We start from the raw sequence: 21,423 nt of genomic DNA, 5'->3' as shown, positions 1-21,423 counted from the left end.
TCCGTTATGCGGCGTTAAACGCGTCCGGGTAGAGGTTCAAAATGTCGGTAATATCCTGTTGAGATAACCCGTGATGTTCATTAATGGCGGCGTTATGGTTCACAAGCTGGATCACTTTGAGAACATCGCCACGGCAGGAAAAGCGGTAGCGCAGGTGTGCGCCGATACCATCCGGGTTTTTCTCGTCGATACGCTCCAGTTGAATATCAAGCTGGCGCTCCAGCTCGCTTGCATAGTTGCGACCGGATGAAAGGCGGCAATATCTCAGAATGTCGTTTTCTGTCCATCCCTCTACGCCAGTGCGTAGCATGTAGACGCGGGCGCGGTGCTTCTTCGGTGTGCGGCGTGGCGCTTGTGTGGTGGGCGCTGGTGGCGTAACATCAGACGTGCGAATATCTGAATTAGCCGCCTGTAATGGGCGGTTTTTCTTTTCCATTACGCCACCTTTCCCCGGCGCTCCGCCAGCCAGTTATTAATCTCTACCGCATCAAAGGCGGTCACGTTATCGGTGAGTTTTACCGGGCGCGGCAGAGTACCGTTCTTAACCCAGCGGTCAATAGTTGGCATGGAAACACCCAAAAGTTCCGGCATACGAAAACGGCGGATGTATCCAGTAGTGGGAAGTGCTGATTGTGCGGCTTGAGAGGCTGTCATATGTCCCGTAACTCCTATGATAGCTGGTGTTACGGGCATTTAAGGCAAAAAAGACCCTGCTGTGAATTACACTAAATTTAATATCATGATGCTAATTTTTAGTATCTGACTACTTGGGCTTTCCTGCTGTAGTGCGATCCATGGGCTTGCGATTCATATCTGAGATTATTTTTTTTAGATAGTCGATAGACGGCTCGGAATAACCTGCACCAACAGATAGCCAATGATTTATTGTTGCGTTAGCCCAAGCATCATTTGTGTCTATACCGTTAATATTTTTACATTCATCAGGAAAGGTATTGCGTGTGTATATAAGAGCCATCAGACAGTTCTCTCTATTCTGACTAAATCTTTTAGTATTCCCATGCTCTTGTATTTCATTCACTGTATTAACAGTGTTTTTTAGAGGGGAATGATATCTTGGGGTTATAGCTGTGCAATTATCTATACAATCTCTAACACGCAGAAACCAACCCCTTGAAATGTAAATACTATCAAGAGTGATCACTTCTTCATCTTGACGCATTATTTCTGTCTTTATTTCTTCAGGGTTGCTGAAAATATCGCTAGGTAAATCAAATTTGTGAGCTTCTCCTAAAAGGATTGACTCAACGGTATCTGAATTGTCGTAATCAACACAATCATGCGAAGCGGTAAGTAACGGGCCAATCTTTGAAGATCCATAACGTAATACTCCATTTATTGTGCCACTGTTAAGATGCCAAATCCCAGATGCTAAGCCAGTGTTATACCTAACTCCGTGGAGTTCTTTTTCTTGACCGTCATAGAGCACTGGGTCGATAAGATAAAAGTGTGAGTTTTTGAGGCAATTAGTATCTTGTATTACTTTATCTTGTGCCCAGGCTTCCTTATTGATAAATCCGGCCAAAACGCAAGGTATACCATCTAAGATCACACCTAAGTGAATTGCTCCAGATGCCCCCATAAGCAATAAGTCATTGGTTTCAATTTCCAGTAACTCTGAGGCTCTGACGATATGGAAATAAGTGTTTGGAGGAATTTTTTTCATTTACTCATCCATTTTTTAATTGAAGTGACGTTGTAATCTTCGCCATGTTCCAGCGCTACCAGCAAATCACACCACAACGTGAGCGCTGCTTTTCGCTCATCGAAATACTGGTGACGGTTATAGATACCCTCCACGCCTTTAATTTTGTGGTTCAGGCATCGCTCAGCTATCACGGGGTCAATCCCCAGCGCTGCCATTTGAGTACGCATCGTGCGGCGCAGATCGTGAATACTGAATGGCTCAACGTCCGGCATTTCTTTCAGGACGGCGGGCATAACCATATTCAGGGTGGCGCGGCTGACATGCGATGTCGTTCTGGCTCGTCTGGCTGGAATTAGCCAGCGGCTGTCTCCGGCAAAGAGCCTGATTTCTTCGATCCACTCGATTACCGGCTGCGGTAGGGGAATGTCGATATCATCCCCATTCTTTGCACGGGTTCCCGGCAGGTGCCAGACGGCATTTTTCAAATCAAACTCATCCCATTCTGCGGCGCATAGCTCCATCTTTCTGACGCCCAGCGCAAGAATGATTTTAAAAGTAAGCTCGTTTTCCCTGCTTATCCCGCGCCCACGGCGTAGCGCTTTAAAGAACTGGATTAATTCATCGCGTGATAAGGCGCGTTTTCGCCCCTGCTCCTTGCCCCCGGCATCCTTCGAGCCAAAGGATATAGCGGGGTTCACCTCAATCATTCCGCGCACCACAGCGTAATCAAACAGGCGCTTTAGCATTCTCAATACATCATTAGCGACTGTGGGAGATCCGCGCTGTAGCACGTCCTGCAAAATGCTATCAATATGACGCGGGCGCACGTCCTCGACGTTCATCTTGCCAATTAGCGCCACGATGTTTTTTTGTAGGCTGCTGCGGAAAAGGTCAGGGTGTTTGTAATTTGGTTCTATCTGGCGGGTGTAATACTCAGCGGCAAGCGCCGAAACGTTAATGGCGTTCTTCTCAGCCTCGATCTTTGCCATAGCATCGGCTTTTCGCTGCTGCTTCTCTGCTGCCACGTCATAACCCAGCGCAACGCGTGCTGAAAGCTCCCTTGCTATCTCCCTTGCTTTAGACAAAGGGAAGTCAGAGTAAGAGCCAATCAGCATAGTTCTGGACTTACCTGCCATTTGATAGCGGTAGCGCCAAAAAGGGGTTTTATCCTCTTTACGAAACCTCAGATACAGCCCGTCACCGTCAGCACGTCCCTCGAACCTTTCCCCGCTCTTAACCCAAGCGCGAATTTGCATATCTGTAAGTTTTGGCATGTGCGAATACCCGTGAAACAAGCTCATTCCGTCATGGGTACAAAGCTTTTGCACCCAAAAACCACCACACTTGTACCCAGAAAAGCCGTATATCAAACCGGGTACAACCTTGTGTACAACATTATCATGCACTCTGATGCGTCGTTATGATAGCCCCTGATAACAAAAAAGCCCCGCATATGCGGGCTTTATGGATTTCATGCTGGTGGGTGAATCGTCCTGATAGCTTATTTGCTTTTCTTAATGTGCTTAATCAAGCGCTTACGCTTACGCATCTGGTTTGGCGTCAGGGTGTTGCGCTTGTTGGCAAACGGGTTTTCCCCTTCCTTGAACTGGATACGGATAGGCGTGCCCATTACGTCCAGCGATTTACGGAAGTAGTTCATCAGATAGCGCTTGTAGGAATCCGGCAGGTCTTTCACCTGGTTGCCGTGAATTACTACGATTGGCGGGTTGTAACCACCGGCGTGGGCATATTTCAGCTTCACGCGACGGCCGCGCACCAGCGGCGGCTGATGGTCTTCAGCAGCCATATTCATGATGCGGGTCAGCATCGCGGTGCTCTGACGACGGGTGGAGCTGTCGTACGCTTCACGCACGGATTCGAACAGGTTACCCACCCCGCTGCCGTGCAGCGCAGAGATAAAGTGCACGCGGGCGAAGTCGATAAAGCCCAGACGGAAGTCGAGGGTCTCTTTCACCTGCTCGCGCACTTCATTGCTCAGGCCATCCCACTTGTTGACCACGATAACCAGTGAGCGCCCACTATTGAGGATAAAGCCGAGCAGAGAGAGATCCTGATCGGAGATACCTTCGCGTGCGTCGATGACCAGCAGCACTACGTTGGCATCTTCGATCGCCTGCAGGGTTTTGATAACGGAGAATTTTTCCACCACATCGGTGATTTTCCCGCGCTTACGCACCCCGGCGGTGTCGATGAGGACATACTCGCGCTCGTCGCGCTGCATAGGGATGTAGATACTGTCACGGGTGGTGCCCGGCATGTCGTAAACGACCACGCGCTCTTCACCCAGAATACGGTTAGTAAGCGTAGACTTACCTACGTTTGGACGACCCACGATGGCCAGCTTGATCGGCAGATCCTGCGGGTTGAAGTCGTCTTCAGGCTCTTCTTCGCCCTCTTCTCCGTCTTCAAACTGCGCCCAGTATTCAGCGTCTTCGTCCACTTCTTCCGGCGGGTTTACTTCGTCAACCCACGGCAGCAGAACGGTTTCCAGCAGGCTGGTGACGCCACGGCCATGCGATGCCGCAATCGGGTAGATTTCACCCAGGCCAAGAGACCAGAAATCCGCGACGGCCTGATCGGCATCGATACCGTCAGTTTTGTTCGCCACCAGGAAGGTCGGCTTTTCGCGTGAACGCAGGTGTTTGGCAATAGCGGAGTCCGCCGGCATCAGGCCAGCGCGCGCATCCACCATAAACAGCACCACATCCGCCTCTTCAATCGCCAGCAGCGACTGTTCCGCCATGCGGGTTTCAACGCCGTCTTCTGTGCCGTCAATACCACCGGTATCAATACAGATGAACTCGCGTCCTTCCACCTCTGCACGACCGTACTTACGGTCACGCGTCAGCCCCGGGAAATCCGCAACCAGCGCATCACGGGTGCGTGTTAAACGGTTAAAAAGAGTGGATTTTCCAACGTTAGGGCGCCCGACAAGCGCGACCACAGGTACCATGTTTGAAGCCTCATAAAATTCAAAATAACGTCACTTTCGCGGCGTTTTTAAAAATGTCAAAACGGCTCCTGAGTGAACAGGAGCCGTTTAGTATACTACAACCGCCGGGTAATTAACGCGTGATCGCGTACAGCGTGCCGTCTTTTGCCTGAATCAGCAGTTTGCCGTCGGCCACAACCGGATCGGTCAGGAAGCCAGAGCTGTCGACTTTTTGCTGTGCAACAAAGCGGCCGTTATCCGGATCGATCCAGTGCATATACCCTTCGCTGTCGCCAACCACCAGGCTACCGTTGTACAGCACAGGCGAGGTCAGCAGACGGTGCAGCAGATCGCTTTGCGTCCACAGCGTCACGCCGCCTTCGGTGCTCAGCGCCAGCAGACGGTCGTTCTGATCGACCATATAGATGCGGTTGCCCTCAACGATGAAATCGTTCACAGAGCCCAGCTCACGTTTCCACATGATCTGGCCGCTGCGCAGATCCAGCGCGGTCAGGTTGCCGTTATAGGCCAGCGCGTAAACCACACCGTTAACGATGACCGGCGTTGTGTCTACGTCGCTCAGACGGTCAATTTCCGTTGAGCCGGTGGCCTGAGAGATACGCTGCTGCCAGATCATCTGACCCTGCTGCATCAGCACGGCGCTCACGCGACCGTTGTCACCGCCCACAATGGCAGCACCAAATGCGGTAGCCGGTGCTGATTCACCGCGCAGAGAGAGCGCAGGCATATCCAGGTTAACGGTCCATTTCACCAGACCGTCAGCTTCGTTCAGCGCCTGCAGCTGGCCGTTGCTGGTATGAATCAGCACCAGGCCGTCGCTCACCACCGGACGAGACAGGGATTCACCCGCTACGGTTGTTTGCCAGGCAATAGAGCCGTCGCTGCTGTTCAGCGCATAAACCTGCGCTTTTTCGCTGCCCACGTAAACATGGCCACCGGCAACGGTCAGACCGCCAGAGAGCAGTGCAGGTTTACGGGAGAACCAGCCGTCTTTTTCCGCCAGGTTAACGGACCATACTTCTTTCCCGTCATCGGCGTTCACCGCTTTCACGGTACCTTTGCGGTCAGCGGCATAGACAACGCTGTCTGCATACGCAGGATGAAGGTTGGAATAGAAATCACCAATCCCATTGCCCACGGAGACATCCCACGCGGTGGATGGGGTAAACTGGTTTTCAACCGTCGGCAGTGGGGACATTTTCACAACGTCTTCTTCGCCACTGAACAGTGAACAACCACTCAATAACGTAACAGAAAGCAGTCCTGGCAGAAGTAATTTACGCAATTGCATCGGGTCCCTCTCAGACGGACAAATTATTTATTTTCATCTGCATCATTTCGCTCAGCGCAGGTGAAGCATTGCTCTCGACGCCAGCTTGCCACGCTTTACGCGCGCCCGCTTTGTCACCTTTGCTCAGCAGTGCTTCACCGCGCAGATCGGCAACGATGGCAGCAAAACCTTCGCCTTTGATGGTATCGAGCGTTTTCAGCGCATCGTCAGCTTTTTTCTGCTGAACCTGAATACGTGCCAGGCGCAGATTGATCACCGCTTTCAGGTTCTCATCGCTTGCCGCAGCAAGGCTCTGAGAGAGCTGTGCAGCGGCTTTATCCAGTTCGTTCTTATCAACGTACTGCTGAGCCACTTCCAGCGCAGCCAGTGCACCGTAGGTGTTTTTGTTGTCAGCCGCAAATTTTTCTGCCGCCGTCAGCGTTTGCGGCTGATCGGCACGAATTGCGCTCACGGTATTTTCATAGGACAGGGACGCGCCGCGCGCGGAATCTGCCTGATGATTGTTCCAGTAACGCCAGCCCACCAGCGCACCGACACCTAAAATAACCCCAACAACCAGCGCTTTGCCGTTTTCAACAAAGAAGCGCTTAATCGCGTCGACCTGATCGTGTTCGTTCTCGTAAATTTCCACGCAGTCCTTCTCCTTAGCCCAATAGAGTGCGCAAGTGCGCCGCAACGCCGTCCTGCGTTACCGTTGTCTGCTCACCAGAGCGCAGGTCCTTCACCACCACTTCGCCGTTAGCCACTTCGGACTCGCCCAGCACCAGTGCAATACTTGCGCCCCACTTATCGGCACGAGCAAACTGTTTTTTAAAGTTGCCGCCGCCATGGTTGGTCATCAGCTTAACGCCCGGCAGCGCATCGCGCACGCGTTCGGCAAGCTGCATCGCCGCAGACTGCGTTTCCGCGCCTGAAGCCACCAGGTATATATCGACAACGGAATCTGCTTTAAATTCCGGATTAACTGCCTGAACCAGCAAAACAAGTCGCTCAAGGCCCATCGCGAAGCCAACAGCCGGGGCTGCGCGACCGCCAAGTTGCTCAACCAGACCGTCATAACGGCCGCCCGCACATACGGTGCCCTGAGAACCAAGGCTGCTGGTCACCCACTCAAACACGGTGCGGTTGTAGTAGTCCAGACCGCGCACCAGGCGCTGATTCACGGTATAGGCGATGCCTGCCGCTTCAAGCAGCTTGCACAGGCCCGCGAAGTGTTCGCGAGATTCTTCATCCAGGTAGTCACCCAGCGCAGGCGCATCGTTCAGCAGTGCCTGAACATCCGCGTTTTTGGAATCCAGAACGCGCAGCGGGTTGCTGTACATGCGACGTTTGCAGTCTTCGTCCAGCTTCTCTTTATGCTGTTCCAGGAACGCCACCAGCGCATCGCGGTAGTTAGCCCGTGCTTCCAGAGAACCGATAGAGTTCAGCTCAAGGGAAACGTGATCGGCGATACCGAGGGCGCGCCACCAGCGGGCGGTCAGCATAATCAGTTCGGCGTCAATGTCCGGGCCCTGCAGGCCAAAGACTTCCACACCCAGCTGATTGAACTGACGATAACGACCTTTCTGAGGACGTTCGTGGCGGAACATCGGGCCGATATACCACAGGCGCTGCTCCTGATTGTACAGAAGACCATGTTCGATGCCGGCGCGTACGCAGCCCGCCGTCCCTTCCGGACGCAGGGTCAGGCTGTCGCCGTTGCGATCCTCAAAGGTGTACATCTCTTTTTCAACCACGTCGGTGACTTCACCGATCGCGCGCTTGAATAACGGGGTCTGCTCTACAATCGGCAAACGGATTTCGCTGTAACCGTAGCTGCCGAGCACCTGCTTCAGTGTGCCTTCTATGCGCTGCCAGATGGCGGTTTCGCCAGGCAGATAATCGTTCATGCCGCGGATGGCTTGAATGTTTTTTGCCACGTTTATTCTCTTTCTATATACAAAAAAAACCCAAAGAATGGGTTCAATCATACATGGGAAGCGGCACGCTTCCCATCACGTTATTTTTCAACCTGCTGAACGCTGATACGCTGTGTTTCGTCCATCATGGCAGCTTTGGCGCGGATGCGGGCTTCAAGCTGGTCGATCATGTCGCTATTATCCAGACGATCTTTACGAACGCCATCTTCATAGAGACCACTTTTCTTGTTACCGCCGGTCACGCCCAGGGTTGACACCAGTGCTTCACCCGGACCGTTTACCACGCAGCCGATGATGGAGACGTCCATCGGGGTGATAATGTCTTCCAGACGCTGCTCCAGGGCATTCACCGTCCCGATCACATCAAACTCCTGACGCGAGCAGGTTGGGCAGGCAATGAAGTTGATCCCACGCGCGCGAATGCGCAGCGACTTCAGGATATCGAAACCGACTTTGATCTCTTCGACCGGATCGGCCGCCAGCGAGACGCGCAGGGTGTCACCGATCCCTTCAGAGAGCAGCAGCCCCAGACCGATCGCAGATTTTACAGAGCCGCTGCGCAGGCCGCCCGCTTCGGTTATCCCGAGGTGCAGAGGCTGGTCGATCTGTTTTGCCAGCAGACGATAAGACTCCACCGCCAGGAACACGTCGGACGCTTTTACGCTGACTTTGAACTGTTCGAAGTTAAGACGATCGAGATGATCGACATGACGCATCGCGGATTCGAGCAGCGCCTGTGGCGTCGGCTCGCCGTATTTTTCCTGCAGGTCTTTTTCCAGGGAACCGGCGTTAACGCCGATACGGATAGGAATATTTTTATCGCGGGCGCAGTCCACGACCATGCGGATACGCTCTTCGTTACCGATGTTGCCCGGGTTAATGCGCAGGCAATCGACGCCGTATTCGGCCACTTTCAGTGCGATGCGGTAGTCGAAGTGGATATCAGCCACCAGCGGAACGCTGACCTGCTGTTTGATCAGTTTGAACGCCTCAGCGGCATCCATGGTCGGGACGGAGACGCGAACAATGTCCGCGCCTACACGTTCTAATGCTTTGATTTGATTGACCGTCGCTTCTACATCGGTAGTGCGCGTGTTGGTCATCGACTGAACGGCGATAGGTGCCCCATCGCCGATTGGCACATTCCCAACGTAAATCCGTTTCGATTTTCTACGTTGAATCGGAGCCTGGTTATGCATGAAAAATCTCCCGCGTTGCCCGTCTGTTACTGTGCTGCTGATTGTTCGGCATTAACGGTAAGACGTGCAACCTGGTTAGTTCTGATAAAGCGGCTCAGGTCGACAGGTTTTCCTTGATACTGGATCTGTACCGCTGCCGGAGCGCCGATTTTAAGTTTATAGGGAGCCTGGCCGGTTAGGTTTAACGTGCCATCTTTACGCTGCAGGCCGCTGAACAGTTTTTTACCTGTCGCGTCAGTCACTTCCAGCCAGCAGTCGGCGCTGAAGTTCATCACCAGCGCGTTGGGATCGGCTGCTGTTGCCGTACCCGCCGGGCTGGTTGGCAGAGACGCTGCGCTATTGTCTGCAGGCTGAGTAGCCGCAGGCGCGTTCGCCGCAGTATCAACATTCGCCTGAGAAGGGGCAATAACCGCGTTTTGATCCTGAGCCTGCGGCGCTGCGGTGTTAGCCGTTGCTGCCGGAGCCTGTGTTGTATCGGTCGCCGACGCGTCTGGCGCTGCGGTCTGTGGCTCGCTGGAGGAAGCTGCGCCGTCAGTATTCAGCGGCACGTTCTGGGCATTCTCACTTCCGGCCTGGTTGAGTTCAGCGGAGGATTGATCGGCCATGGTGGTAATCTCTTCCTGCTGCGCCTTGTGGTTTTGCCACCACCATGCGCCGGTCAGACCGATCACCACAAACAGTACCAGCCAGGTAAAGCTCATCAGCCAGCCATCGCGTTTTTTACGACGTTTCCCCAGGGAGAAGGTCTGCATCGGCGCAACTTTTGCTGCACGGACCGGCGCCTGCTTCTCCATCATTGGCAGTAATTCGTTTTCGGGGATATGGACCAGTTTTGCGTAAGAGCGGATATAACCGCGCAAGAACGTTGAAGCCAGATCGGCAGGCGCCTTATCTTCTTCAATATCGCGAACCGTGGAAACCTTCAGGCACAAGCGTTCCGCAACGGCTTGCTGGCTGAGTCCGAGTTGTTCACGGGCGTTGCGAAGACGAACGCCAGTGGAGAGTGCTTCATGTTGGTCGTGAGTGGCTTCAGTATTCATTCGCTACAACTACTGGTACGTGAAAAATAAGGGTTCAGGTGCCGGTGAGTCACAATGCCACCCGCACCGCGAAACTTCTGGTCAGTTAACCTTGAACAGAGAGTATAAGACTGTCAGCCCGGAGATGACAGTACCGCCCTGCCCGTACGGCTAAACTGTTGTTACGTCGTTACATACTGCCCGAAAGTCGGATGAAACGCACCGTAATTATTGTTCAGTCATCACGAATCTGACTGATTATTCAGTAAGACCAAGCTTCACGGCGCAGATAATGCGCCGTGAGTGCATAATAATCAAACAGCTTTAACCGCGATCGTCTCGCCCTGCATGCGTTTACGCAGGGTACGTTTGGTACGGTCAATAACATCACCAGCCAGCTGTCCGCATGCTGCATCAATGTCATCACCACGGGTTTTACGCACGATAGTGGTGAAACCATACTCCATCAGCACCTTGGAGAAACGGTCGATACGGCTGTTCGAGCTACGGCCATACGGCGCGCCCGGGAACGGGTTCCATGGGATCAGGTTGATTTTGCATGGCGTATCTTTCAGCAGTTCAGCCAGCTGATGCGCATGTTCGGTACCGTCGTTGACGTGGTCAAGCATCACGTACTCGATGGTGACGCGGCCCTGGTTCGCGTTGGATTTCTCCAGATAGCGACGCACCGCAGCGAGGAAGGTTTCGATATTGTACTTTTTGTTGATCGGCACAATTTCGTCACGAATTTCGTCGTTTGGTGCATGCAGGGAGATCGCCAGCGCAACGTCAATCATATCGCCCAGCTTGTCCAGCGCAGGCACAACGCCTGAGGTAGACAGCGTGACGCGACGCTTGGACAGACCAAAACCGAAGTCATCCAGCATGATTTCCATCGCCGGAACGACGTTGGTCAGGTTCAGCAGCGGCTCACCCATCCCCATCATCACCACGTTGGTGATAGGACGCGTACCGGTTACTTTTGCCGCACCGACGATTTTCGCGGCACGCCAGACCTGGCCGATAATTTCTGACACCCGCAGGTTACGGTTAAAGCCTTGCTGCGCGGTTGAGCAGAATTTGCACTCCAGCGCACAACCTACCTGAGAGGAGACACACAGCGTGGCGCGGTCTTCTTCCGGGATGTAGACGGTCTCAACGCGCTGATCGCCGACCGCAATCGCCCATTTGATGGTGCCATCCGCTGAGCGCTGCTCTTCCACCACTTCCGGTGCGCGGATTTCAGCCACTTCCTTGAGCTTGTTGCGCAGGACCTTGTTGATGTCAGTCATGTCATCAAAATTGTCGCTGCAGTAATGGTACATCCACTTCATGACCTGATCGGCACGAAACGGCTTTTCGCCCATCTCTTTAAAGAACTCGCGCATCTGCTGACGGTTCAGATCCAGCAGGTTGATTTTTCCATTTTTATTGGGAACCGCAGGAATGGCGACTTCGGAGGTATTCACTAATTCAGACATAATATTTTCCGGCCTCGTTGTTACACGTTATGGCCCATGGAGGGTTGAATAGAAACGCCCCGGAAAGCAGTCTGCTCGTCCGGGGCGTTGCATTGTACAAAGTCTGGCGCAGGGATGCCACGTCTGGACGCGGCATTTACGAAAATAATGTGTAAACGAAACCGTTAAATTAACGGGTGCGTGGACACACTTCGCCTTCTGCGAAGAAGAAAGCGATTTCGCGTGCAGCAGATTCAACAGAGTCAGAACCGTGGGTACCGTTCTCGGTGAAGCTGTCCGCATAGTCAGCGCGCAGAGTACCTGCCAGCGCGTTGTCCGGGTTGGTTGCGCCCAGCAGGTCACGGTGACGCTGTACTGCGTTTTCGCCTTCCAGCACGGATACCACGATTGGACCGGAGGTCATGAACTCAACCAGGCCGTCAAAGAATGGGCGACCTTCGTGCTCAGCGTAGAAACCGCGAGCCTGCTCAACGGTCAGGTGCAGCATTTTGGTGCCAACAATTTTGAACCCTGCAGATTCAAAGCGAGCGAAGATGCTGCCAATAACGTTTTTTGCCACCGCGTTTGGTTTGATGATGGAAAAAGTACGTTCAATAGCCATGATAACCTCTGTCAATGTTCTGTTGTTTTGCATACCTGAGTATGGTGTGGCGCGGATTATAATGAGCAATAGCGCCATTGCCTATGGATTCAGGTAACATTTTTTTAAAATAAGACGAGTTTTAGCAACAGCTCACATCAGAAAGCTATTTTCAGGTCACTGCAACGTAAAATTCACCGTCGCGACCTGACCGGTCTCATCCATAACGAGTAACTGATAATCGCCCGATTTATCAAGCTGTAATGTGTAAACTCTTCCCTTCACATTCAGCGGTTCACCGTTCAAAAACCACCAGCGCTCGCCGCTATTGCCGGTCGCCTGAAGCGGCAGCGAAACGCGGGATTCCCCCGGCAGACGTTTGATGACGGCCCCTTCACGCACGCCTGTCAGGATGAGTGGCGCAGGTGCGTCCTGCGATAGCGGAGGACAGGTGGTTGAGGAAGGAGGGACCCGTACCGCGCGACGCTCGGTTGCCGGCAGCCACGGCTCCAGCGGCAGCGGCCAGACATCCAGGACTTTTTCAGTTGCATCAGGGCAATCTGCCGCCACGCGTTTACCCGTTTTATCCAGCCAGACCGGGAAACGAATGCCGCGTATCCCTTCCTGTTCGGGCAATAGCAGCGTGGGCGGTTCACTCCCTTCCAGCAGCCAGGTCGACAGGCGACGCCGACAGTTTTCACTTCCTTCCGGCAGCGACTGGCCGCCCGGCCAGCAGATCACGCCCCGCCCGACGCTCTCCGGACGCGGGTCGCGCGGCAGGCGGGCTTCGTCTACCGTTGAGCGTGACTGAAGCAGGTTATTAACCTGATTTAAGAGTGGAACCGCGCTGGCGAAACCAAACTGCCCCGCTACGGGCGTGCCGTCCGGTCGTCCTGTCCAGATGCCTATTACGTAGCGGGCATTAAGACCAATCGCCCAGGCATCACGGTAACCGTAGCTGGTGCCGGTTTTCCACGCCAGCGGTGCGATCTGCGGTAACGCATTATCCGGCAGCGGCTGCGCCTCGTTCGCCAGAATACGGCGAATAATCCACGCCGAGCCTTGCGACAGCAGCGGACGTTCAATGAGCGGATCGCCCGGCTGTAACCGCAGCCTCCCCGCCTTACCGTGTCGGGCAAACGCGCTGTAGGCCGCGGCGATATCGGCCAGCCGCGCGCCTGCCCCGCCGAGGATCAGAGAAAGATTTGGCTGCGCCCCCGCAGGCAGGATCAGCGGCAAGCCTGCGTTGCTCAACATCCCGGCAAAACGTTTTGGCCCGTAGGCTTCCAGTACCTGTACCGCGGGCAGGTTGAGGGAGCGCACCAGCGCTTCACTCATGCTGACCGGTCCGTGGAACCCACTGTCAAAATTCCCGGGGCGATAATCACCGGTTTTTCTGGGAACGTCCTGGAGCAGCGAGGCGGGATGGATCAGGCCATCGTCCAGTGCCATACCGTAAATAAAGGGCTTTAACACCGATCCCGGGGATCGGATCGCATTGACCATATCCACGTGGCTAAAACGCGTGTCATCGTTAATATCCACCGAGCCGACCCAGCCGCGCACTTTCATATCGGTGTGATCCACGACGATCATCGCCAGCGAGCTGCGTGCCGGCAGGCGAGATTTCCAGTTCATCGCCAGCTCTTCCAGCTGCCGCTGCAGTCCGGCATCCAGCGTGGTGACAATTTTTGCGTCGCGGCTTTTGCCGAGCATCATGCGCGCAAAGAGCGGCGCCAGCTGCGGCATCTGTCGGGGCGCCAGCCATACCGATTCTTCCCGTGATTCTTTAACCTGCTTCGCGGACCAGACGCCCTGCGTTACCATGCGGTCGAGCACTTTGTTGCGCGCCGCCTCGGCCCGTTCAGGCCAGCGGTCCGGACGCAAGCGGCTGGGTGCCTGCGGCAGTACCGCCAGCAGCGCCGCTTCGGAATAGCTGAGCTGCGACGGCTGTTTGCCGAGATAGGTCCAGCTTGCCGCCCCGACGCCCTGCAGCGTGCCGCCAAACGGAGCGCGGTTGAGGTAAAGGGTGAGAATGTCGCGTTTGGAAAGATGCCACTCCAGCTGCATCGCCCGCCAGAGCTGACGAACTTTGCCGCCAAAGGTGCGCGGATGCGGGTCCAGCAGGCGTGCCACCTGCATGGTGAGCGTGCTTCCACCAGAGACGACTTTGCCAGAACTGAGATCTTGCCAGGCGGCGCGCAGAACAGAGAGCGGGTTTACGCCAGGATGATCCCAGAACCAGCGATCTTCGTACTGGATCAGCGCCTCAAGATAGCGGGGAGAGACCTCTTCAATCGTAACCGGATAGCGCCAGATCCCGTCGCTATCGGCAAAACGCCAGAGCGGCGTGCCCTTCTCATCTACCACCACCCGGGCGGGATTAACCTCTTTCAGAGGCAACGGCCACAGGCGGTCGGCGGCGACAATCAGCCCCCATAAAACGAGAAGCGCTCCCGCCAGCCATAGCCAGCGGGAGCGTGTCAGACGTGCCATTCGCATATTACGGAACAACAATCAGCGGGCCGCTGGCCGCCCCCGTTGCCCGCCACTGCGGAACGTACATAGACTCCACCATCGGGACCGGCACCTGATAAGTTCCCGGCGTCACGGCGCGGGCCAGATAGACCAGCGTGACCGGCTGACCTTCGTTTACCGGCACGGCAGCCACAAAGCGGTCGTCACGGAATTCCATATGCTGAATGTCCGCCTGCTGCATCTGGCTGAGCAGGTTCTGTACCTCACTGCCGCTGTCCTGCAGGCTGGCGCTGCTGCTCGCCAGGTTCTGGTTTTCCAGCTCCAGACCCGCAGGGAGCAGATCCACCACCAGCGCATCCGGCACGTTCTGGCTGGCTTTAACGTCCAGCCACACCAGCACCAGCTCACCGCTCTTCAGCGAGGAGAGCGATTTACTGCTGCCGTCGGTTGCCAGGATATGACGTTCAACCTGCAGCACGTTCGCGCTCGGCTGAGGGGCATATTCCGGATAACCGGTGCTGTCCAGGCGTACCCACAGCGGCGCTGTACCGGTGTTAGTCACCTGCAGCGCGCCAAGCTGGTCGCCGCTCACGTTTTGCACCAGTGACTTATCGCCGCCTGATGCGGCCTCAGACAGCGAAGTTTTCGCCTGCCACGTACCAGACAGGGTTTGCAGTGAGCGTCCGGCCAGGAACAGCGCATTGCTCTCCTGCGTTGACAGCCAGCGCTGGCTGAAGGCCTGTTCAGACAGAGCATTCAGCAGCGTATTTTGCGCATCCGGCAGCAGCTTGTACTCCTCCAGAAGAGAGAGCATCAGCGCGTTATCGCGAAGCTGGCTGCCGTAATCGGCCATCCAGTTTTTGCTGTCGTTGCGCGGGGTTTTGAGCGCCAGATCCAGCGCCTGCTGGCTGCGCGGCGCATCGCCCATCAGTTTGAGCGCCATGCCCAGCTGCATCAGCGGAAGTCCGGAAGCCGCCTGCCCGTGGCGATCCCAGATTTCACGCAGCGCGCCCAGCGGCGCTTTTTGCTGACGTGCCAGCACCAGCGCGGCATAGGCCTGCACGGCAAACTTGCTGGCCTGAGTATCGTCGCTGTAGCGAATGGACATCATGCCCGGATCCTGCAGGTAGCGCAGCAGGCGGTTATTGGCGTTATTCACCGCATCGACGGGTACGCTGTAACCCTGCTCGCCCGCGCGCACCAGGAAGTCGGTCACGTAGGCCGTCAGCCAGTACTCTTCCGGACCGTTTTTATCCCATAGCGCAAAACCACCGTCTTCACGCTGCATCTGCAGCAGACGGGAGATGCCAATATCAATCGCTGCACGGCGCTTGTCATCGGTGTCGCCCTTGATGCCAAGTGCAGTCAGCTGCGCCGCGTTGGTGTAGAGCGACGGGAACAGGCCACTGGTGGTCTGTTCCAGGCAGCCATACGGATACGCCTGCAGCTCGCGAATATAGCGCGCCAGGTTAAGCGGTGGTTTGCCGCTCAGCAGCAGTTGCCCCTGCAGGGTAGCAGGAGAGAAACCGTTACTATGCTGCACCGGTGCGGTCCAGGACTCGCCGGGGTTCAGCATGGCACCGGTATTCACCGTCTGCGCCGGGAATGCCGGACGCACGCCGATTTTCCAGCTCTTCTGCTGCGGTGCGAAAGTCTCACCCGGAAGCTGCAGACCGGTCACCTGAGCGGTCACCTCACCGTCACCATAACCCTCCAGCGCTCGCACCGGAATAAACAGGGTACTGCGCGCGCCAGGAGACAACTGAACCGGCTGCGGCTGCGAGCCTTCCAGCGACAGTTTTCCTGTCGCGGTCAGGGCGACGTTCAGCGTTTGCGGCTTGTCCGTCAGGTTGGTGAGGTCCAGCGTCAGCCGTGAGGTGTCCCCGCTTGCCAGGAAGCGCGGCGTGTTAAGCTCGGTAATGACCGGCGCAGCCACCACAACCTTGCTTTCGCTGCTGCCGAAATCGTCTTCCGTCCAGGCCTGCGCCATCAGACGCAGTTCGCCGTTGAAATCACCAATCGGCAGCGTAATCGTGCCTTCTCCGTTGGCATCCAGCGTAACCGGCTGTGCCTGCTGGGCAATAATGGTGACGTGGTTCACTGGCGGCTTACCGCCGCGCTTCAGCTCATCACCGTCACCACCAAAGCGCAGCGCGGCCAGGCGGCCCTGCCCTTCGATGACCTGGCCGTAGATATCGTAGATATCCGCGCCGTAGCGTTTCTGACCGAAGAAAGCCTGCCACGGATCGGGCGTAACGTAATCGGTGATGTTCAGCACGCCGCTGTCAACCGCCGAGACCAGTACGTTCACTTTCTGCGGAACCGCACCCTCTTTCACGCTGGCTTTCACCTTCACAGAGAGCGTCTGGTTTGGACGCATTTTCTGCGGGTTATCGAGCGCAATGTTCAGACGACGATTTTCATCGCCCATCGGCAGATGCAGCAGGCCGACCGCGCGTTTCGGCGTGGCGGATTTCGATTTATCCCCAGGACGGACCACCAGCGTACTCAGGTAGAGATCGTGACGTTTCCAGGCTTTGTCGACCGGGATAGCGAGATCAAGCCCGTTTGCCGGTACGTCGATCTCTTTCCACCACAGCGGCCCTTCGCTGGACTCGATCATCGCATAGCCCTTACCTGCTGCCGGGGCTGCAATGTGCAGGTTAATGGTATAGCCTGGCTGATAGGCTGGCTTATCCAGTTTCAGCGTCACGCGGTCAGGACGTGCAGCCCCGGTGCCGTCGCTGTTATCCTGCCAGCTGTAACCTGCCCAGAAGCGCACGCTGCTGACCATCTCATCAGGCGCTTTAACCTCCAGACGATATGAGCCCCACTCCACCGGGAAGGTGACTTTACCCGTCTCGTCGGCCTTGAGGGTCAGCTCCTGCTCGCCTTCAACCAGGTCTTTCTGATCGAACTGAGACTGCCAGCCTTCGCTCTCAGACCAGTTCCAGAAGTAGTCACGGCGCTCGCGGATCAGGCGAACCTGCAAACCGGACACCGCCTTTTTCGCGCCGCTGGCATCAGCGTAAACGATGTCGAAGCTGGCGTTGCCGTTCTCGTCAACAATCGGCTGGTTGACGGTGGTATCGGTGCGGTAGTCGTAAACGGCTTTACTGGCGAACTGAGGGCGAATACCCGGCAGCTCAGCCGCTGGCCAGATGGCCTGCTCAGCGCGACGCGTTACCGGACGGCCGCCGGACTCCAGCAGGCTGGCCTGCAGGATCAGCTGCAGCGGAGAGTGCACCTCTTTCCACTGGCTTTCGGTAGAAACCTGCCCACGCCCCTGCTCATCCAGCGTAAGCTGAACTTCATCCAGACTGCGGCTCAGGTTCTCCTCGGCGATATCGCCAAACTGGAAGCCCGGCAGCGCAGCCACCGCGTCACGCAGCGGACGCAGGAAAAGCTGGCCCTGCAGAGAATTACCGTTGGCCGGGGCGCCATACAGGTAATATCCCACTACGTTAAAGTCCACGTTATCCTGCGGTGAAACCGGCGTTTTTTGTCCGCTCAGGTTGAGCGCCATACGCTCTGGCATGAAGTCTTCGACGTGGAAGTCCCACAGGCGCTGCAGGTTATCGCCCGTGTTGGCGCGGATATGCCACATACCGGTCTGCGCCCCGCTGTCCAGCGGATAGTTAAAGCGATAAAGTCCGTTCTCTGGCTTGACGACAATCGTACGCGCGACCTGTCCATCCGGACGCAGCACGTCAAGCTTCACAGGCTGATCCGGAAGTGGCTTACCGTCACTGTCGCGCAGAAGACCGTTGAGGATCACCGTTTCACCCGGGCGGTAGAGATCGCGTGGGCCAAACATAAAGAATTGCTTGCTGTAGCCCGGGCTCCCCGCGATATCAAACTCCGCCAGGTCGAGTGCCGGTAGCTTGAGGTCAAGCAGCGTGGTCTGGCCATCTTTACTGGCCAGGATCAGCGCGGCCTCTTTGTCGGTTTCAAGCTTCGCATGGCCGTCGGCATCGCTCTTCGCCTCGGCGAGAGTCTGGCCTTTATCGTTCAGCAGCGTGACGGTCACGCCGGACTGCGCCGCACCGTTTTCCAGACTCTGAGTGAAAATATCCAGGCGGTTATGGTAACGGTGAGCGGACAGGCCAATATCGCTTAGGGTAAAGAGCGTTGCGGCGTTGCTGTAGTTGTAGTGTCCAGCCTGGTTCATGACCGCGATATAAACGCCAGACTGCTGGAGCGGTTTAATATCCTTCAGGGGCAACAGCAATTTTTCGCGCGTGTTGCGCGCCGGATTAAGATCGAATCGACCGGTGTAAACCAGCTCCGCCATCTTCAGCAGGTTATCGGATTCCCAGTTGGTCAGCGAGTTACGGTACTCCCACTGGCTGACAAGGGAGGCCAGCGATTCCGGCTTCACGCGGTAAAAGTTGACATCAACATTGTTGACGTTGAGCGCCATCACCGGCAGACCTTCCACCACCTTGCCCGGCAGGAGCGAGCCGCGGCTGGCAAAACCAACGGTGGGTTCAATGTCCCGGGTGGTCAGGGCTTTTTCATAATCAATGCCGAACGTCGCCTTGTTCAGCGCCTGCAGGTCACGTTCAACGGTGACGACCAGGTTGCGGTTAGGCTCCAGATGGCGCAGGCGAAGCTCTTTCAGGTTAGGCGCAAGTTCCCACGCCCCGTCAACCTTGCCGCTTTTCTTGTCCACGACATGCACCGTTTTGGCGAAATCCTGATCGGGATTCAGCGGAACAGAAAAGGTCAGCACCAGCGTGGCGGCACCGTCGAGCTGAACTTCTGAGGTATCCAGCAACGTCAGCGCTTTTCCCTGAGTCTGGGCAGCCAGTTTAGCCAGCGTTTCAGCATTGGGCTTTTCTGCAGCTTTCGATGTGGATGCGGTGGATGCCGCGGGAGCCGCAGCCTGAGATTTATCGTCGCTGTTATCACAGCCGACAAGCGTAAACGTGGTGAGCAGCGCAAGAGAGAGCGCGGCTAAGCGAAACGGTTTCATCCTTTGTCCCTGGCCCATGGAGCCTGTTGGTCGTCGTCCGGATAAGTATTATCCGCAAGTTTCATTAATTCAAAAAGGCCAATTTTAAAATCAGGAAAGCGCCTCGCAGAACGGCATCACGCCGCTACGCCGTGATGGAACCGCGATCACAGCACATAACGTCACATGTTACCTTTCAAGTCATTTGTTTTTAAAACAAGAAGATAGCTGGCTAAGCTCGCCCGAAGGCTGCTAGTTTTATGACCATGACGCACCCCGAGTGCGCGGTTCAAAAAGAGAGAAAGCCATGAAACGAGCCGTGAACGCCCTACAAAATTTCGGAAAATCATTGTACGGACCGGTACTTATCTTACCGATCGTCGGTCTGTTTATCGCCTTTGGTAACGTGCTGGGTAACGGTAATCTCGCTGAATACCTGCCGTTTCTGGGCCATCCGCTGATTCAGCACCTTGGTCAGCTTATCGCGAAATCTGCCGTGTCGGTGCTGGTCAACCTGGCGCTGGTGTTTGCCGTCGGGATCCCGATTGGTCTGGCGACGCGTGATAAAGGCTATGCCGCGCTGATTGGTCTGGTAACCTTTGTCGTGTTCATCAACGCCATGAACGTCACGCTACAGCTGCAGGGCGCGCTGGCGCCAGCTGCCCAGATGAAAGCGGCCGGGCAGACCATGGTGCTGGGCGTGCAGGTGCTGGAAATGGGCGTTTTTGCCGGGATCCTGACCGGGGCGCTCTCCGGATATCTGTACAACAAATACTCCAGCGTACAGTTTAACGGCGCGATGGCGATTTACTCCGGCCACTGTTTTGTCGCCATCGTCATGCTCCCCGTCTCCATGCTGCTCGGCGTGGTGATGAGTGAACTGTGGCCGTATGCCCAGCACGGCATTAGCGCCCTGGCGCTGGCCATCAAAGGCTCCGGGCCGTTGGGCGTGGCAATCTACGGTTTCCTGGAACGTATTCTGGTCCCCACCGGCCTGCACCATCTGGTTTATACCCCGTTCCTCTATACCGAGCTGGGCGGCACGCAGGAGGTGTGCGGCGCAACCTATCAGGGCGCACGCAATATCTATTTCGCCGAGATGGCCTGCCCGGACGTGAAGCAGCTCAGCAGCACCGTGGTGTGGGACGCGCGCGGCATCAGCAAGATGTTCGGCCTGCCTGCCGCAGCCCTGGCGATGTATATGACCGCAAAGCCGGAGCGTAAAGCCATTGCGAAAGCCATTCTGATCCCGGCGGCGCTGACCTCGCTGCTGGTCGGCGTGACCGAGCCGATTGAGTTCTCCTTCCTGTTCGTCGCCCCGCTGCTCTTCGTGGTGCACGCGGTGCTGACCGGCATCGGCATGATGCTGTTCTCGCTGCTGGGCGTTCACGCCATCGGCGCCAACGGGATTATCGACTTCATCCTCTACAACCTGCCGCTCGGCACGGAGAAGTCCAACTGGCCGATGTACATCCTGGTCGGGCTGATCATGTTTGCCCTCTACTTCGTGGTGTTCCGCTTCCTGATCCTGCGCTTCAACATGAAAACGCCGGGCCGTGAGGATGACGATCGGGAGACGCGCCTCTACAGCAAGCAGGAGTACCAGGCGAAGGGCAATAACGACGGGCTGGGCGAATCCATCGTGACGGGTCTGGGCGGTCGGGAAAACATTGAAGTGGTGGACAACTGCTACACCCGCTTACGCGTCACGGTGAAGGACGTCGGCATCATCGACGAGCCGCGGCTGAAGGCGACCGGCGCGAAAGGGATTATCAAACAAGGTAACAACGTTCAGGTGGTCTACGGGCTGCACGTCAAAAAAATGCGAGAAGCCGTTGAGACGTTTCTCTGAAAGGAGC

General features: G+C 55.9%; 15 protein-coding genes. 1 reads left to right on the top strand and 14 read right to left on the bottom strand.

The window, feature by feature from the left end:
• Positions 1 to 4: 4 nt before the first annotated feature.
• The 14 genes from QMN93_RS04120 to QMN93_RS04055 all read right to left on the bottom strand — a co-directional run bounded on the left by QMN93_RS04120 (position 5) and on the right by QMN93_RS04055 (position 19,585).
• Positions 5 to 436 carry a hypothetical protein gene (locus tag QMN93_RS04120; protein WP_023294306.1) on the bottom strand — a complete coding sequence of 144 codons (432 nt, stop codon included), beginning with the start codon at positions 434 to 436 and terminating at the stop codon, positions 5 to 7.
• A complete protein-coding gene (locus QMN93_RS04115; RefSeq protein ID WP_032653018.1) occupies positions 436 to 654 on the bottom strand; it encodes an AlpA family transcriptional regulator in 219 nt (72 codons plus the stop codon). Before QMN93_RS04115 ends, QMN93_RS04120 begins: the two co-directional genes overlap by 1 nt.
• A gap of 109 nt (positions 655 to 763) precedes the next feature.
• On the bottom strand, positions 764 to 1,684 hold the full coding sequence (locus QMN93_RS04110) for a hypothetical protein (protein ID WP_032653020.1): 921 nt from the start codon (positions 1,682 to 1,684) through the stop codon (positions 764 to 766).
• Positions 1,681 to 2,940 carry a site-specific integrase gene (locus QMN93_RS04105; protein WP_032653022.1) on the bottom strand — a complete coding sequence of 420 codons (1,260 nt, stop codon included), beginning with the start codon at positions 2,938 to 2,940 and terminating at the stop codon, positions 1,681 to 1,683. Before QMN93_RS04105 ends, QMN93_RS04110 begins: the two co-directional genes overlap by 4 nt.
• A gap of 227 nt (positions 2,941 to 3,167) precedes the next feature.
• A complete protein-coding gene (gene der / locus QMN93_RS04100) occupies positions 3,168 to 4,640 on the bottom strand; it encodes a ribosome biogenesis GTPase Der (protein ID WP_023308811.1) in 1,473 nt (490 codons plus the stop codon).
• A gap of 112 nt (positions 4,641 to 4,752) precedes the next feature.
• A complete protein-coding gene (gene bamB, locus QMN93_RS04095; protein WP_087823103.1) occupies positions 4,753 to 5,931 on the bottom strand; it encodes an outer membrane protein assembly factor BamB in 1,179 nt (392 codons plus the stop codon).
• A 10-nt stretch (positions 5,932 to 5,941) separates the two neighbouring features.
• Positions 5,942 to 6,562, bottom strand: coding sequence for a YfgM family protein (locus QMN93_RS04090; RefSeq protein ID WP_033146211.1), 621 nt, complete (start codon positions 6,560 to 6,562; stop codon positions 5,942 to 5,944).
• A 13-nt stretch (positions 6,563 to 6,575) separates the two neighbouring features.
• Positions 6,576 to 7,850, bottom strand: a complete 1,275-nt coding sequence (gene hisS / locus QMN93_RS04085) for a histidine--tRNA ligase (protein ID WP_182383879.1) — start codon at positions 7,848 to 7,850, stop codon at positions 6,576 to 6,578.
• 80 nt (positions 7,851 to 7,930) lie between these two features.
• Positions 7,931 to 9,049, bottom strand: coding sequence for a flavodoxin-dependent (E)-4-hydroxy-3-methylbut-2-enyl-diphosphate synthase (gene ispG / locus QMN93_RS04080; RefSeq protein ID WP_033146212.1), 1,119 nt, complete (start codon positions 9,047 to 9,049; stop codon positions 7,931 to 7,933).
• Positions 9,050 to 9,075: 26 nt separating this feature from the next.
• Entirely contained in the window at positions 9,076 to 10,089 is a 1,014-nt protein-coding gene (gene rodZ, locus QMN93_RS04075) for a cytoskeleton protein RodZ (protein WP_058841761.1), read from the bottom strand.
• Positions 10,090 to 10,382: 293 nt separating this feature from the next.
• Positions 10,383 to 11,549, bottom strand: a complete 1,167-nt coding sequence (locus QMN93_RS04070; protein ID WP_014171168.1) for a bifunctional tRNA (adenosine(37)-C2)-methyltransferase TrmG/ribosomal RNA large subunit methyltransferase RlmN — start codon at positions 11,547 to 11,549, stop codon at positions 10,383 to 10,385.
• Between the two features lie 169 nt (positions 11,550 to 11,718).
• Positions 11,719 to 12,150, bottom strand: a complete 432-nt coding sequence (gene ndk, locus QMN93_RS04065; protein ID WP_003860625.1) for a nucleoside-diphosphate kinase — start codon at positions 12,148 to 12,150, stop codon at positions 11,719 to 11,721.
• Positions 12,151 to 12,306: 156 nt separating this feature from the next.
• The gene (gene pbpC, locus QMN93_RS04060; RefSeq protein ID WP_182383880.1) at positions 12,307 to 14,631 is read right to left on the bottom strand and encodes a peptidoglycan glycosyltransferase PbpC; all 2,325 of its coding nucleotides are present in this window, start codon (positions 14,629 to 14,631) and stop codon (positions 12,307 to 12,309) included.
• Position 14,632: 1 nt separating this feature from the next.
• On the bottom strand, positions 14,633 to 19,585 hold the full coding sequence (locus QMN93_RS04055) for an alpha-2-macroglobulin (RefSeq protein ID WP_182383881.1): 4,953 nt from the start codon (positions 19,583 to 19,585) through the stop codon (positions 14,633 to 14,635).
• A 286-nt stretch (positions 19,586 to 19,871) separates the two neighbouring features.
• Between QMN93_RS04055 and QMN93_RS04050 the strand changes: the two genes are divergently transcribed.
• Entirely contained in the window at positions 19,872 to 21,416 is a 1,545-nt protein-coding gene (locus QMN93_RS04050) for a PTS transporter subunit EIIC (protein WP_182383882.1), read from the top strand.
• The last annotated feature ends 7 nt before the right edge of the window (positions 21,417 to 21,423 follow it).

The sequence above is a fragment of the Enterobacter sp. R-1.6.2 genome, assembly GCF_035064085.1.
Lineage (GTDB): Bacteria > Pseudomonadota > Gammaproteobacteria > Enterobacterales > Enterobacteriaceae > Enterobacter > Enterobacter asburiae_B.
Note: the sequence above shows the minus strand (reverse complement) of the source record. Positions and strands in the feature narration are given on the sequence as shown.

What these genes read in the sequence shown, in the direction of transcription:
- QMN93_RS04120 (WP_023294306.1), bottom strand. Translation starts at nt 436, where the DNA reads ATGGAAAAGAAAAACCGCCCATTACAGGCGGCTAATTCAGATATTCGC.
- der (WP_023308811.1), bottom strand. Translation starts at nt 4,640, where the DNA reads ATGGTACCTGTGGTCGCGCTTGTCGGGCGCCCTAACGTTGGAAAATCC.
- QMN93_RS04055 (WP_182383881.1), bottom strand. Translation starts at nt 19,585, where the DNA reads ATGAAACCGTTTCGCTTAGCCGCGCTCTCTCTTGCGCTGCTCACCACG.
- rodZ (WP_058841761.1), bottom strand. Translation starts at nt 10,089, where the DNA reads ATGAATACTGAAGCCACTCACGACCAACATGAAGCACTCTCCACTGGC.
- pbpC (WP_182383880.1), bottom strand. Translation starts at nt 14,631, where the DNA reads ATGCGAATGGCACGTCTGACACGCTCCCGCTGGCTATGGCTGGCGGGA.
- QMN93_RS04110 (WP_032653020.1), bottom strand. Translation starts at nt 1,684, where the DNA reads ATGAAAAAAATTCCTCCAAACACTTATTTCCATATCGTCAGAGCCTCA.
- ndk (WP_003860625.1), bottom strand. Translation starts at nt 12,150, where the DNA reads ATGGCTATTGAACGTACTTTTTCCATCATCAAACCAAACGCGGTGGCA.
- bamB (WP_087823103.1), bottom strand. Translation starts at nt 5,931, where the DNA reads ATGCAATTGCGTAAATTACTTCTGCCAGGACTGCTTTCTGTTACGTTA.
- ispG (WP_033146212.1), bottom strand. Translation starts at nt 9,049, where the DNA reads ATGCATAACCAGGCTCCGATTCAACGTAGAAAATCGAAACGGATTTAC.
- QMN93_RS04050 (WP_182383882.1), top strand. Translation starts at nt 19,872, where the DNA reads ATGAAACGAGCCGTGAACGCCCTACAAAATTTCGGAAAATCATTGTAC.
- QMN93_RS04070 (WP_014171168.1), bottom strand. Translation starts at nt 11,549, where the DNA reads ATGTCTGAATTAGTGAATACCTCCGAAGTCGCCATTCCTGCGGTTCCC.
- QMN93_RS04105 (WP_032653022.1), bottom strand. Translation starts at nt 2,940, where the DNA reads ATGCCAAAACTTACAGATATGCAAATTCGCGCTTGGGTTAAGAGCGGG.
- QMN93_RS04115 (WP_032653018.1), bottom strand. Translation starts at nt 654, where the DNA reads ATGACAGCCTCTCAAGCCGCACAATCAGCACTTCCCACTACTGGATAC.